The organism is Mucilaginibacter sp. A5337 (assembly GCF_059690695.1).
Genome location: NZ_JCAWEC010000001.1, coordinates 477861 through 491715, shown reverse-complemented (window position 1 = coordinate 491715; position 13855 = coordinate 477861). Strand labels below are relative to the sequence as shown.

At 41.7% G+C, this 13855-nt stretch carries 17 protein-coding genes; 11 read left to right on the top strand and 6 right to left on the bottom strand.

Annotation, left to right across the window (positions count from 1 at the left end; translation table 11 throughout):
* Positions 1 to 195: 195 nt before the first annotated feature.
* Together AC59JO_RS02200 and AC59JO_RS02195 are read left to right on the top strand one after the other, a co-directional pair.
* On the top strand, positions 196 to 348 hold the full coding sequence (locus tag AC59JO_RS02200) for a hypothetical protein (RefSeq protein WP_497303076.1): 153 nt from the start codon (positions 196 to 198) through the stop codon (positions 346 to 348).
* Positions 349 to 358: 10 nt separating this feature from the next.
* Positions 359 to 625, top strand: a complete 267-nt coding sequence (locus AC59JO_RS02195) for a GNAT family N-acetyltransferase (protein WP_497303858.1) — start codon at positions 359 to 361, stop codon at positions 623 to 625.
* On the opposite strand, the gene phnN is transcribed toward AC59JO_RS02195, so the two are convergent.
* Together phnN and AC59JO_RS02185 are read right to left on the bottom strand one after the other, a co-directional pair.
* The gene (gene phnN, locus AC59JO_RS02190; RefSeq protein ID WP_497303074.1) at positions 622 to 1179 is read right to left on the bottom strand and encodes a phosphonate metabolism protein/1,5-bisphosphokinase (PRPP-forming) PhnN; all 558 of its coding nucleotides are present in this window, start codon (positions 1177 to 1179) and stop codon (positions 622 to 624) included. The two genes, AC59JO_RS02195 and phnN, sit on opposite strands and share 4 nt — an antisense overlap.
* 66 nt (positions 1180 to 1245) lie before the next feature.
* Positions 1246 to 2043, bottom strand: coding sequence for an endonuclease/exonuclease/phosphatase family protein (locus AC59JO_RS02185; RefSeq protein ID WP_497303072.1), 798 nt, complete (start codon positions 2041 to 2043; stop codon positions 1246 to 1248).
* Between the two features lie 217 nt (positions 2044 to 2260).
* Here AC59JO_RS02185 and AC59JO_RS02180 point away from each other — a divergent pair, with 217 nt between their 5' ends.
* The 5 genes from AC59JO_RS02180 to AC59JO_RS02160 all read left to right on the top strand — a co-directional run bounded on the left by AC59JO_RS02180 (position 2261) and on the right by AC59JO_RS02160 (position 7455).
* Positions 2261 to 2926 carry an O-methyltransferase gene (locus tag AC59JO_RS02180; RefSeq protein WP_497303070.1) on the top strand — a complete coding sequence of 222 codons (666 nt, stop codon included), beginning with the start codon at positions 2261 to 2263 and terminating at the stop codon, positions 2924 to 2926.
* Positions 2927 to 3285: 359 nt separating this feature from the next.
* Positions 3286 to 4320, top strand: coding sequence for a LacI family DNA-binding transcriptional regulator (locus AC59JO_RS02175; protein ID WP_413668990.1), 1035 nt, complete (start codon positions 3286 to 3288; stop codon positions 4318 to 4320).
* A 110-nt stretch (positions 4321 to 4430) separates the two neighbouring features.
* Positions 4431 to 5480, top strand: coding sequence for a glycoside hydrolase family 43 protein (locus AC59JO_RS02170; protein ID WP_497303068.1), 1050 nt, complete (start codon positions 4431 to 4433; stop codon positions 5478 to 5480).
* Between the two features lie 469 nt (positions 5481 to 5949).
* Positions 5950 to 6807, top strand: coding sequence for an SDR family oxidoreductase (locus AC59JO_RS02165; RefSeq protein WP_497303066.1), 858 nt, complete (start codon positions 5950 to 5952; stop codon positions 6805 to 6807).
* A gap of 66 nt (positions 6808 to 6873) precedes the next feature.
* Complete coding sequence (locus AC59JO_RS02160) at positions 6874 to 7455, top strand: Crp/Fnr family transcriptional regulator (RefSeq protein WP_413668987.1); 582 nt, start codon at positions 6874 to 6876, stop codon at positions 7453 to 7455.
* Here the strand turns inward: AC59JO_RS02160 and AC59JO_RS02155 are convergent.
* Positions 7452 to 8042, bottom strand: a complete 591-nt coding sequence (locus AC59JO_RS02155) for an HD domain-containing protein (RefSeq protein WP_413668986.1) — start codon at positions 8040 to 8042, stop codon at positions 7452 to 7454. The two genes, AC59JO_RS02160 and AC59JO_RS02155, sit on opposite strands and share 4 nt — an antisense overlap.
* 167 nt (positions 8043 to 8209) lie before the next feature.
* On the opposite strand from AC59JO_RS02155, the gene AC59JO_RS02150 reads away from it, so the two are divergent.
* Entirely contained in the window at positions 8210 to 8650 is a 441-nt protein-coding gene (locus tag AC59JO_RS02150) for a DoxX family protein (protein WP_497303063.1), read from the top strand.
* Between the two features lie 23 nt (positions 8651 to 8673).
* Here the strand turns inward: AC59JO_RS02150 and AC59JO_RS02145 are convergent, their stop codons facing one another.
* The 3 genes from AC59JO_RS02145 to AC59JO_RS02135 are packed head-to-tail and all read right to left on the bottom strand — an operon-like array spanning position 8674 to position 11443.
* Entirely contained in the window at positions 8674 to 10221 is a 1548-nt protein-coding gene (locus tag AC59JO_RS02145; protein ID WP_497303061.1) for an FAD-dependent monooxygenase, read from the bottom strand.
* Positions 10222 to 10278: 57 nt separating this feature from the next.
* Positions 10279 to 10518, bottom strand: coding sequence for a hexameric tyrosine-coordinated heme protein (locus AC59JO_RS02140; protein ID WP_413668983.1), 240 nt, complete (start codon positions 10516 to 10518; stop codon positions 10279 to 10281).
* Positions 10519 to 10570: 52 nt separating this feature from the next.
* Positions 10571 to 11443: a helix-turn-helix domain-containing protein gene (locus AC59JO_RS02135; protein WP_497303058.1), complete on the bottom strand. Its 873-nt coding sequence runs from the start codon at positions 11441 to 11443 to the stop codon at positions 10571 to 10573.
* Positions 11444 to 11966: 523 nt separating this feature from the next.
* Between AC59JO_RS02135 and AC59JO_RS02130 the strand changes: the two genes are divergently transcribed.
* From AC59JO_RS02130 to AC59JO_RS02120, 3 genes are all read left to right on the top strand, one after another.
* On the top strand, positions 11967 to 12938 hold the full coding sequence (locus AC59JO_RS02130; RefSeq protein ID WP_497303056.1) for a sensor histidine kinase: 972 nt from the start codon (positions 11967 to 11969) through the stop codon (positions 12936 to 12938).
* 141 nt (positions 12939 to 13079) lie between these two features.
* The gene (locus AC59JO_RS02125) at positions 13080 to 13493 is read left to right on the top strand and encodes a hypothetical protein (protein ID WP_497303054.1); all 414 of its coding nucleotides are present in this window, start codon (positions 13080 to 13082) and stop codon (positions 13491 to 13493) included.
* A complete protein-coding gene (locus tag AC59JO_RS02120) occupies positions 13493 to 13837 on the top strand; it encodes a hypothetical protein (protein WP_413668979.1) in 345 nt (114 codons plus the stop codon). Before AC59JO_RS02125 ends, AC59JO_RS02120 begins: the two co-directional genes overlap by 1 nt.
* Positions 13838 to 13855: the final 18 nt, after the last annotated feature.

The following is a 13855-nucleotide window of genomic DNA, read 5'->3' as shown; positions in this document are numbered from 1 at the left end:
TTTCTTTATTGTTTTTTTGTAAAAATAGACTTAAAATTTCCACCCGGAAATACCCCTTTCTGGGTATATTCTATCACGTATTTCCAACCATTTCTTATAGCCGGCTAATAAAATGCTAATAATTAAAACAGAATTTTGCACGGCTACATTTGTTTTAGGGCTATCGGGCCTGCGTGGCTTTTATAATGATATCAAATGGTAAATCAGGTAATACTTCGGGACGCCCATGAGGGAGATGTTGAAACTATAGCGGTGCTCATGACCGATTTAAATTATCCGACCACCGTGGCCGAAATGCAGGCCCGCATGGAACCTATCTTTGTTCATCCGGATTATAAAACAATTTAAGGATGAAATAGTGGGCATGGCAGGCCTGGTAAAAGGCAACTATTATGAAAAGAACGGCAAATATCTCAGGGTGCTTGCCTTTGTTGTGAAGGAAACGGCGCGCAATCTCGGTATCGGTAAAATACTGATTAAAGCCTGTGAAGGCTATGCCATTGAAAAAGGCCTGAATACGGTGATCATTAATAGTGGTAACCGTGACGACAGGAAAGTTGCCCATGTCTTTTATCAGAAAATGGGCTATGAGATCAAGTCTTCCGGATTTGTAAAGCAGGTTTAAGCCAGTTGCTTTTCCGTTATTGATATCAGGTTTACCAGTTCGTTCCCGGCAAGTTCAACGGCGCCGTTGTTGGGTATTTCGATACAGTTTTCGAGATTGGTATTGAGTTCGGCAGTGCGGGCTATGCGTTTGGCAATTTCCTCAGCATTTTCCCGCCCACGAACGGCCAAACGGCTGGCAATAATTTCAGGCCTCGCTGTTATTAATACTACTTTCAGATCGGGGTAAAGTCGCTGTGCAATGGGCAGATATTCGCGAGAGCCATTAACTATCACATTAAAACCTTTGTTAAGCCAGTTATTTATTTCCTGACCTATACCATAGTATTTATCATGGCTGCCCCAGCTTAAAGCAAACATGCCGGCTTTGCTCCTTAATGCAAATTCTTCGTTAGTTAAACTAACATGGTTCTCGTTACCCGAAAACGGTGGGCGGGTGATATAACGATGTGCAAATACCACATTTTCCGATCCGTTGATCTGTGTGCGGGCATAGTTCATCAGGGTATCCTTGCCGGCGCCTGATGCGCCAATAACGTAAAATAACTTGCTCATGATTGGGTACAAAAACTTTATCGTGAAAGTATCAGGTTGTGTTAATTGTTTTATTGATAACGTAGGTTAGGGGATTAAAAGTGTGGTGGTTATGCCAAAATGATCACTTGGATATAAGCCACTTGTTTCGTCGGGGGTATTTAACACAACGGCCGAATCAATAAATTGCGGATAGTTATTTATCCCGGGCAATTGTAAAGTGAAAATATGGTCAATACATACCTGTTTGTTAGCCTTATAATAGGCATCAGTTAAGCTATAATGCGGTTCAGTACCGTTACCCAGGGTATAACAATCGGTGGCTTTTGCCAGTTCCATGAAAGCCATAACGGCTTCCGAATCGGGCGTAGCGTTAAAATCGCCACAAATGATATGGTATGGGTTCGGTGTTTCTTCAGTAACAAAACCTGCAAGTGCTTCGGCCTGCGCTTTTCTTAAACCTTTTTGCTGGCCTAAATGTGTGAGGTGGGTAGTGGTTACAGTTAAGGTTTTTCCCGATGGCAGGTCGATATCAACCTTAAAAGCCTTGCGGTCATTGTCTTCGGGCACTATTGGCAAATCAAAGCTTTCGGCTTCGGTAACCGGATAAAAGGATAATATACCCAGTCCGGATGTGCTGTTAACCATCTTGCCTTCAAACGGGCGTTTTTTCGACCGGCCGGGTAAAAAGCTGTAGTTCATATTTAATTCATCGGCCAAAAACTTCAGGGTATCGGCATTGGCTTCTTCGCTATAAAAACATTCCTGGCAAGCTATAACATGGGGTTTTAATTGTTTAAGTTGTTTGGCAAGTATGTCCATGCGCAGCCGGTATTCGCCATCACATTTCCACGTATTTATGGTGATAATCTTAACATTTTCCACATCAGCAATATCAGCAATCTAAATTGTACAATCAACATTCGTTAATTATTAGCTGATGATTAGTTTTTGATTAATAATTGATATGCGTTAAACGAAGTAATGATATTTTGTCCCGAACAGTTAACAATTGAGACGTTTTGCTGCTTTTGTTTAACAATAAGCTTACAATGGTTTTCGGTAAATAGTGTTTAATTTTATCACAACCAAAATAAACATTATGGATACTTCACTTTTTGAATCGGTTGATCAGTATATAGGTAACCTGCTGGGCGATGAAGATGCGGTGCTGAAAGGTACTTTGAAGTCTATGAAGGATGCGGGTATCCCGGGTATCAATGTAACAGCCAACCAGGGCAAGTTTTTACAGGTGCTGGCTAAGTTGTGTAATGCCAAAAAGATCCTGGAAATAGGTACACTGGGCGGCTACAGCACCATTTGGATGGCCCGTGCACTGCCCGCCGATGGTCAGCTGATCACCCTTGAGTTGGAACAGGCGTATGCCGACGTCGCCCATCAAAATATCATCAAAGCCGGTTTGGATCCAATTGTAGATATCAAAGTAGGGAAAGCGATGGACAGCCTTGCTGCTCTTGATGCCGAAGATGAAGGGCCGTTTGATATGATATTTATTGATGCCGATAAACCACCCTATACCGAATATTTTGAATGGGCGCTTAAACTTTCAAGGCCGGGAACCCTTATTGTTGCCGACAATGTGATCCGCGAGGGTAAGGTACTCGACGATAACTGTGACGATGAGCGGGTTAGGGGAGTACAGCGTTTTAATAAAGCCCTTGCCGATAATAAACAGGTAGCAGCTACTATTATCCAAACTGTAGGTACTAAAGAGCATGACGGTATGGCTATAGTGGTTGTGAAATAATTATCATTACCCGCTGGTTTTAATAAGCAAGACAAAAAGTGGGGGATTGTTCGATTCCCCTGGGAGGGTGTAGGGAGGGGTTTCATCAATTGGCCTGTTTGTTTGAAATAACGCATAAACCCCTCCCTGCCGCTACACATTCCAACGCACCCCTCCCCAAGGAGGGAATTGACAAACTTTCAAATGATTGAGCTTGAATGAGCATATATGAACGGCTTTCTGGAATTTAATTTCATGGCTATCAATGCGAGATTACGAGGCATAATACATCTTTATCCCGTGTAGAACTTATTTTTCTTATGTTTACTATCCGATATACAACCGGATTGTTAATTTTGAGATCATAAGCAGGGGACGAAATGAATTTTGGCGGAGTTACTATAAAGGATATTGCTAAAGAGTTGGGAATTTCGCCCTCGGCGGTTTCCAAGGCGCTTAAAGACAGTCACGAAATTGGTGAAAAAACTAAGGCGCTTGTGTTGGAATGTGCTCAAAGGCTTAACTATCAGCCTAATCTAAATGCCCAAAGTCTTAAACGGGGAAACAGCAAATCTCTTGGGATTGTAGTTTCCACTATTGAGAATCAGTTTTTTTCGCAGGTGATCAATGGTATCGAATCGGTAGCGCATAGCAAGGGATACAATGTGTTCATTACACAAACCCATGAATCGTATGAGTTGGAGATGCAGAATGTGCGCCACCTGACTTTTCGTTCCATTGATGGTTTACTGATTTCCCTTTCAACCGAAACTAATAATATCGATCACCTTAAAAACCTACACCAAAAAGGCTTACCGATAGTTTTCTTTGACAGGGTAAGCGATGAAATTGATACCCACAAGGTGGTGGCTGATAACTTTGCCGGTGCGTATGATGCCACAACGCAATTAATTGGCGCAGGGTACCGCAAAATAGCGCACATTACCAGTTCGGTAAACGTATCCATCACCGCCGAACGATTGAGAGGATATAAAAAGGCGCTTGAACAGCATGGCATGCAGCCCGATGAAAGGCTGATCAAATACTGCCCTCATGGCGGTAAAGACCTTGCCGAAATAGAGAACGCGCTAAGCGAGTTGTTTTCTGAGAGTAGGCCAGACGCCATCTTTACCGCATCCGACAGGATCACGACAACTACTTTATCGCTCTTGCATAAATTAGGTTATAAGATCCCGGGGGATATCGCTTTGCTTGGCTTCACTAACACCCAATTGGCCGAAGTTTTAAACCCGCCATTAAGCGCGGTATATCAGCCCGGCTTTGAAATGGGAAAAAAAGCTACCGAAATGCTCATCAGCATCATTGAAAGCAAGCGCCCTGTTACCGAGTTTGAAACTACTGTATTACCAACCCAGGTTTTCATCCGCGCCTCATCCCAGCCGGTAAAGGCGTAGGCAAAACAACGCTGCTTGTTTAATAAATGTATTCTTAACATTTGTTGTTTTTGTAAAATCTTTTACAGACTTTTAGCGCATTATAAACCAAGCTAAAACCTTTCAGCCCTATGAAGAAGTTGTTTAATGTTTGCTTGCTGCTGCTTTTATTTTCTAAAGCTGCTATGGCGCAAAACACCGGTGATAAAACTTTTACTAATCCTTTGCTGCCATCAGGAGCCGATCCCTGGGTAATTTATAAGGATGGGTTTTACTATTATACCAATTCAACAGGTGGCAATATTGTTATCTGGAAAACGAAGGATGTTACCAAACTAAGTACCGCGCCTAAAAAGGCTGTTTGGGCGCCTCCCGGCGGAACTGCTTATTCAAGAGACCTTTGGGCCCCCGAACTGCATTTTATAAAAGGCAAGTGGTACGTATATTTTGCTGCCGATAACGGCGATAACAACAATCACCGTATTTATGTGCTCGAAAATAAGTCGGCCGATCCCACAGAAGGTACCTGGGAATTTAAGGGAAAAATAGCCGACAGTACCGATAAATGGGCCATTGATGCTTCAGTATTTGAAAATAACGGAAGCTGGTATATGATCTGGTCGGGCTGGGAGGGTGACCATAATGGCCAGCAAAATATCTACATTGCCAAAATGAAGGATGCCCAGACCATTGGCAGCGAACGAGTAAAAATATCAAGTCCGGCCTACCAATGGGAAACCAATGGCGATTTAAATGATGCCGGCAATCCGGCACACGTGAGTGTAAACGAAGGACCGGAAATTTTAAAACATAAGGATAAGCTATTCCTGATCTATTCGGCCAGTGGCTGCTGGACTGATTTTTATGCTTTGGGGATGCTTATAGCTTCCAAAAACAGCGACCTGTTGAATTCCGCGTCATGGATAAAAACGGAACAGCCTGTATTTAAGCAATCGCCGGAAAATAGTGTATATGCGCCGGGACATAATTCATTCTTTAAGTCGCCCGATGGCAGGGAGGAATGGATCCTGTATCATGCCAATTCAAATCCTAACGAAGGCTGCGGTAATAAACGTTCGCCTCGCGCTCAGAAATTTACCTGGAATAAGGATGGCTCACCAAATTTTGGCGTGCCGCTGAAAGATGGACAACCATTGGCTGTACCTTCAGGAACGAAGTAAAGAGTTCTGTTCACTTCTTAGTTTAAAGATCGTCACTGCGGGTAAGAATCTGAAAAAGATGTAATGACGTGTAAATGTTTTAGCGGTGTTGTGCGGGGCCGCGTTAGGGATAGAAGCGTAAAGCCCACAGCGTGCGCCGGATTGTGCGCAGGCAAAGCGAGGACTTGCAGCGGATAGCCCGGCCCGTTAGCTAACGGGAACGCCCATGTTATAAAATTGATCAAAAAATATACCTAATAACCAATAACTTACAAACACGTCATTATAAAAAAACAAAGGAATCTCAAACAATGCAGAGCAGACTTGTAAAACCCCTCAACTAATCGGGGATTGCCACGCTGCGCTTACAACAATGAGAATCTTGTATACTCCCCATTTTCTTGACAAATATCAATTTCGTTCTTATCAAATATCAATGTACAGGTTGTAGCGTCGCGATAGATTTGTATCAACAAAAAAACGATACAAAATGTCAAAAACAATTTTTATAACCGGAACAAGTACAGGATTTGGTAAATTAACCACTATAACCCTTGCAAATGCAGGCCATACCGTAATAGCAGGTATGCGTGGAATAAATGGCAAAAACGAAGCTGTGGCCAGAGAGTTATCAGCCCTGCCAAATGTTGAAGTAGTTGAAGTTGATATTACTGATGATGCCTCAGTTAAAGCAGCTTTTGAATATACTTTAACCAAATACGGCCATATTGATGTCCTGGTTAATAATGCGGCGGTTTCAGGTTTTGGGGTACTGGAAGCCTACTCGCTTGACCAGATCAGGCAGATGTTTGAAGTGAATTTTTACGGAGCTCTCCGTACTATCTTTGCAGTTTTGCCGAGCATGCGCGCAGCTAAAAATGGCTTGATCATCAACATTACATCAGGTGCAAGCGGCCATACCCTGCCATTTATGATCCCTTATCTTGCCTCCAAATTTGGGGTAGAAAGTATTACCGAGGGTTTACAGGATGAACTTGCACAGTACAACATCGAAAACGTAAGCATCCAGCCCGGTGTATATCCAACCGAAATGAACAATGGCAGTAAAGCAGGTATCCATGCTGATAAACCAGAAGTTGTTGCCGAATATGGTGAAGCTTCGGCACAGCAATTCAACGCCATGGGCACCGCGCTTTTCAGCAAAATGGCCGAGTTTAATATGGATCCGCAAACCATTGCCGATGGGATACTGAGGCTTGTGGAAATGGAAAAAGGAACAAGACCATTGCGTTACCCGCTTGATGCCGTGGCCCAGGGTACCGACCAGGAATTTATTGATGCACGTGCTGCCATTAAAACCAAATGGTTAAGTAAATACACAGCATAACTGCTGATAAAAATATGACCCGAACAGAAGCAAATATCCCCGGATAAAGGGGATATTTGCTTTTATATGTTTGAGCTATTTAAAGAATACATCAGCCAGAAAACAACCCTTACCGATGCCGACTATGCTAAAATCGAAGCCGTGTGTATTTATAAAAAGCTTCGTAAAAGGCAATATCTGTTGCAGGAAGGTGATGTTTGGAAATATAATGCCTTTATAACCAAGGGCCTGGTGCGTTTTTACAGCGTTGATGAAAGCGGCCGCGAAAACATAGTGAGCTTTGCCAAAGAAAACTGGTGGACCGGCGACCGTGCCAGCCTGCTTACCGGCGAGCCATCCAGAAATAATATTGACGCTATTGAAGATACCGAACTAATACTGATCACCAAAACAAATTTTGATAACCTTTGCCGCGAAATACCGCCCTTTAATGATATGGTGAATGCTATCATCAACAAGAGCTTTATCACCAGTCAAAACCGGATCCATTCGGCCATTTCCTTTACTGCCGAGCAAAAATATCTTGATTTTGTTCAGAAATATCCTGATCTGTCGTTAAGGGTACCGCAGGCGATGATCGCATCTTACTTAGGTATTACGCCCGAAACTTTAAGCCGTGTACGAAAAGAAACTGTAAAGCGGCATTAGGCCGTTTGCTTCATTTGGTCGATGTTTTTTTCTTTTGCTGCCTGCAGTACAGTTTTACCGTAATCAGTAAAGTACTGGTGGTGTTGTAATACCCTTAGGTTTAAACTGTGCCACTCTTCATCGCCGTAGTGCTTATCCAAATGTACTTCCCATTCCTGTTTTAAATTGTTGGCACATTTAAAATAATCGGGCGACGCGAAATGACGCATATCGGCGTCGCAAATAATCTGCTCTATCAGGTTTTGGGGTGACTGCGGAATTTTTGTAGCTTCGATACAATCCCATACCTGTTGTATAAAATCGTTATTGTAATGGTGCTGCATTAAAAAAGTACCTGCAATGATCATGCTGGTATCTTCGTGGCCCTTGTAATGATAAAGGTAGCCGGTATCATGAAACCAGGCGGCCACAGTTAGGACGGTTAGCTCCGGCTTTTTTATTTTGCTATGCCCGGCAATTTCAATTGCTGCGTCTACAACTCTTTGAGTATGTCCCAAATTATGGAAATACATGTTTGCCGGAAGGTTTTCTTCCATTAATGAGGTAACGTAGGCCGCGGCCCTTTTTTTTATACTTATCGCAGGCATGTGAAAGGTGCTATACTACCCTCACATTCTGTAGAAAATCTGGATAAATGTTCAGATTCCTGCCTCTCAACAAAAAGATGACACTTTTATCTTATTTGTGTAAACATGGATTTTACGTTTTTAAGCGGGATTTTAAACCTGTATTTTAGATGCATAAATGTTCACAGATGAAAAACACCCTTCAAATAGCACAACTTTATCTCCGCTTTGCATTAGCTATCGGTTTCTTGTTGCCAGTGGCCGATCGGTTGGGTTTCATGGGACCGGCAGGCCAAAATCAGGTAAGTTGGGGTAGCTGGGACAATTTTGTGGTTTATACCAATACACTGATGCCATATCTGAGCAGGTCGCTGGCTGGAGTCATGGGCTTTTTGGCCACAGTGGGCGAGGTTTCTATAGCCATCATGTTTATTGTGGGTTTTAAGATCCGTACGGCGGCTTATGCAAGTTTTGCCCTTACGCTTACTTTTGCACTTTGCATGACGATATTTTCAGGATTCAAGGCTCCTTTTAATTATTCGGTTTGGGCTGATAGTGCAGGTAGTTTATTGCTGGCAAGCATAGCCACTTATCGCTGGAGCATTGATTTTATATACGATGAAGCTTAATGTCTGTTAAAGCCTTTTGCTGTTCAGTTACCTTTAAATGTATTAAAATAGCCGGTTATTAACCCCGGGCTCATTTCATCACTAAGCAAGCCTATATAATTATCGGGCCTTATTAGCAAATAAAGTCCTGATTTTACCCCTGATTTTTCCCAGCCTTCATTAAGAGGCAGATTAACTACCTTGATGTAAGCTGTTAAGTGATCTGGAATGTGCTTGTCGTATCCACTGCTACCGATACATAATAGGTGAAACTTCGGTTCCGTGAGCAAATGATAGATGCTTTGCAATTTGCCATCAATTTCTGTCAAAATATAGGGACATCTGTCGCCGGCGCAAAACTTTAGCTTTTGCTTGATAAATTGCAGGGAAAGCAGGCTTTTTTTGTACGAATACCAAATTTGGGACAATATCCTGAAAACGCGTTTTGAAATCCATTTTGTTGATAGCACAAGACGTAAAATATGAGGCATCATGTAGGTGCGCATTTGATATATGAACCAGTTACAGCTTGTCATAAATGCAAATATTTTATCGGTAAATTTCATGAGCCATTGGGCAAAGGGATATCGCTCTTCATGGTAAGTATCAATAAGTTTATCATCAGCAACGCCCTGCAATACCAGGGAAAGTTTCCAGGCCAGGTTATGTGCATCCTGCAAACCGGTATTCATCCCTTGCCCGCCTGCGGGGCTATGGATGTGCGCTGCATCACCCAGCAAAAGGCAGCGATTCACCCTAAACCGGTTAACACAGCGGTGATGTAGCTTATAAACCGAAAACCAGTTCAACTTTTCGACGCTAAACGGCAGTTTAACATTCGCGGTGATCACGTCTTTAAGGTCATCAAAGCCAACATCTTCGTTGCCGGAAAAGCTTTCGGGCAGGGTGCCCAAAATGCGGTAACTGTTATTGCCATACATCGGAAAAAAAGCGCAGAAATTAACACGCGACAGTGATGCGATGAGCTTGTTTGCAGGTTGCTGCCAGTTAAGCTGCACATCGGCAACAAAAAACTTATTTTGGTAGGTACCTCCATCAAAGTTTAGTCCTAACTGCTGCCTTACCAGGCTTGATGCCCCGTCACAAGCCAGCAGGTAGGAGGCTTTAATACTTATTTTTCTGAATGGGTTACTTTTATCATAAAGACTGGCCACAACATGGTCTTCATATTGTTCAAAACTAACCAAACTGGTTCGCCATAAAACATCACGCCCCGTTGCTTTTAATTGCTCATAAAGCAGTTCCTCGTTCTTAAACTGCTCAAATGCCTGCAGGTTAGGAAAATCGGTAAGCCCGTTGCCTGCGTTGGCAGTTTCAAGTGCCGCTTTTTCACGGCCGTTCATATAAATGGCAAATTTGTTGATCATCTGTCCCTGCTGCAAAACAGTATCAGCTACACCCATTTGCTGGTAAATTTCCATGCTGCGGGCAGTAACCAACATAGCCCGCGACTCGTGAGTGGGCGCGGGCTTGGTATCGATAATAATAAAATCAACGTTAAAGCGGGCCAGCTGGCAGGCGGCCATTAAGCCGGTTGGCCCGGCACCGATAATAATTACTTGTGTTTGCACGATGTATTACCGGCTTTAAAATATGAAATTAATTGGCAAGGCAAGGGCATTGCCGGGCTATCGCCAGTAATTATTAGCTGCAGCTATTGTAGCAAATTCGGTTGCCACTGTTTGCCCTACAGCAATGAGCATTGCGGCATCTTCGGCGTAAACCCCTCTCAGCTTTCCACGAATTTCGGCATCGGGTTGTGTTACTTTGATGATGAGCCTGGCCATTTTAATAGCAAGTTCACGGCCCTCCTGCGGTGTTGCTGTGATTAACGAGTCGCCCGGGATTAGTTGTACAGATTCTGACATGATGATAAATTTAATTGGTTAAAAGGTTGATGAATGCTTTTATGAAATTGGATTAAAAAATGGGTTGTAATACAGTTCCCCTTTTCTTAAAATCGGAAAAACTGGTCCCTGTGGCATTTTTAAAGAATTTACTGAAATGGGCCATGTCACAAAAACCAAGATCATATGCTATTTTTTTCATGCAGTTATCAGGGTGTATAGCTTGCCGTTTAGCTTCGGCTGCAATCCTTTGCCTGATGTGATGGCCGGCAGATTGCCCTGTCAATTTTTTTACCACTTCGTTAAGGTAATTGGGGGTTACGGAAAGCCTGTCGGCATAATCGGCCACCATTTTATGTTCCCTGAAGTTTTTATCGAGCAAGCTCATGAAGTTTTGTAATATGGCAGTATTGCGCGACTGTTTGGGCGCCTGTTCCATAAATTCCAACTGACGCGAAAGATAGATGAAGAAGATTTTAAAATAGCGTTTTAATATTTCTGCACGGTAAAGGTTGTGCCTGCTATATTCCTTCATCATTATTTCGGTAATATCGTTCATATCATCAGCCAGCTCGCTGTTGATAGCAACGATCTGCGTTTGACTAAACATTTGATGAATGGGGCTATAGATAGGGTCGCGGCCATAATCATCTGCATCCAAAAACGAATCCGTAAACGATATTACATAACCATGCAGGTTGTTGCTAAATTTAAGATCATGCAACTGGCCGGGTTTTATCAGGAGCAGCTGATTGGAGTTAACTGTCTCCTTTTGCAAATTGAGCCTGTAATAGCCGTTACCTGAAACTATCCATATCAGCATGAAATAGTCATTGGGAAGATCGATGCCGTTTTCTTTGATCCATTCAATAGTATGGATTTTGAAAGGAAGGCAATAAGATACTTTCTCAAAATGTAGCGGTGCAAAGTCGTTAAATTGTTTCATGGCTGCGAAGTTTAAAGCTTGTATGGCATATGCCTGCTCTCTAATTTCGTGCCGTTGTTTTTATTTTATTGATAATCAGATGTTTGTGTTATTGTTTAAGTACTTCGACTTAACGAAATATCATCACATTGCTGTTCAAGGAGCGAAATATCGCATCTTTTATGTCACTAAACATATATCCACATGCTATCATCTGTTAGCCGGTGAGTTGTTAAAAAGATATCAGGAAAAGGAAGAAAGTTTGCCGCAGAAAAGCAGGACAGCGTGGTTAAATAAAGAGCTTAAGATTGGTGTTGCGTATCTAATATTTTGATTATTAATTATATAGGTTAATATTGCCTTTATTGTAAGAAGGTAAATGCAATATGTAATTTATACATCAAAATCCGTGTTTAATACATCGGCCGGGTTTAGTAAGTATATTATTTTTATAAGTTGAATTTGATCGCAGGTTTATCAGTGTAGAACCGTGTATGGCGAACTAAATTTGTGGGTCTTAGGCTGATCATTAAAATAATATCAAGTGAATTTCAATATAAACTTGCCCCGGTTTTATTGTAAGCTGATACTTACAGGCTTCTTGCATTTGATACCCGTAAGCGCCCCGGCACAGCATTATAACCGTATAACTTATGATATTTTATGGACAAAAGGTAGCTTACTAATTGTTAAATGGGATTTTATAACAACAAGTGTTGTTGTACTGCTTATCATTTTAGGCATAGTTTATACCGGGTACCGGCAAAAACAACAAATCAATTACCAGTTGTGGTTAAAAGAAAAGGAGGTTATTGGGCAAAACCAGGTAGTGCAGCAACTAACTGTAGACAAAGACCGTTTGATTGATGAAAAAGACTGGCTGTTAAAAGAGGTGCATCACCGGGTTAAAAATAACCTGCAAATAGTAATGAGCCTGCTTAATACCCAGTCGGCTTTTTTAAAAAATAATGCGGCAATTGCGGCTATTCGTGAAAGTCAGAACAGGGTGCAAGCTATTGCACTGATTCATCAAAAGTTATACAGCAATTCAAGTGTAGCTTATATTGATATTGCGGTTTATATCAGTGAGTTGGTTAATTATCTTGCCGATAGCTACGAAACTCATGACCGCGGAATCAGGTTTGAACAACAAATTGAGCCTGTTAAAATGGACGTTGCCCAGGCTATACCTGTTGGCCTTATGCTTAACGAGGCTATCACCAATGCTATTAAATATGCTTTTCCGAACAAACGGGGGTATATAAACATTTCGCTCGGAACACTTGATGATAATAATATCATGCTGACTATAGCCGACGATGGTATCGGGTTGCCCCAGGGTTTTGATATTAAAGAAACTTCATCTTTGGGCATGGAAATGATGAAGGCGCTAAGTAAGCAGCTTGACGGTAGTTTTAAAATGGAAAATAACAATGGTGTAGTAATCACGCTTATTTTCCGGGCCGAAAGAAAGTTCGGGAACATCGAAAACGAAAATTACCCCGCACGGTTTTAAAGGGCTATATGTAATTTATACTACTGAAACCATAATTAGTACATTGATTTAGGGGATCCCCAACCCGAACTTTACATTGTTAAACAGCAGTTAATTATTCAATATTAATTAATTGTACTGATAACACGTAAAGCCTTCACTATGAAAAAGTTTATTTGTTTCGCGGTAGCTTTCTTTACAAGTGTATTGATGTTTGCAACAACAGGGTTGTTTATTAAACTCAATACAAGTTTAATGGAGCCGCTGGTACCAGCCAAATTTTTCGTCATAGTGTTGTATGTTATGTGTGCGTTGAAATTTGCTTTACTGGTTATCATACTCATGCCTGACAAGCCCTTACTTAAACTAACAGGTTTGGGTTTTATATCGGCCGATATTGCTTTTTTAATCCTGAGCAACATTCTCAGTTTAACGCTAAGTATTCCGGTATCACTTGTTGTGGTGCAGGCTTTACTGCTGCTTTTTTACATGGCCTTGCAAGGCCCTTTTTGGCTTTACAAAGGCAATGCAGCTAATAACACTATTGAAAATGAACTTATAGCATCACCTGTTTAATGGATATTGATATGCACCATGATGATGAACAATTGATAAACCTCATTATTGATCTGCAGGATCGGGGCTTTAATCATGATTTTGTTATTGAGAATGAACATATCAGGTGCCTGCAATATAATGAGCTCATCTCACCCGATGATTTTGAGATACTGGAAACGTATCACTGCAAATCATCCGGTAAAAACAATGAGTGCAGTTTGGTGTACGCAATCCGGGTAACCAACTATGAGATGAAAGGCATATTGATGAGCGATTACAAATCGTACATCAGGGGGATGTCACTGAGGTTATGGTCGAAATTTAATAGTGTAATCAGGTTAAATCTATCAATGATAAAATAAAATACAAGAAAACAGATC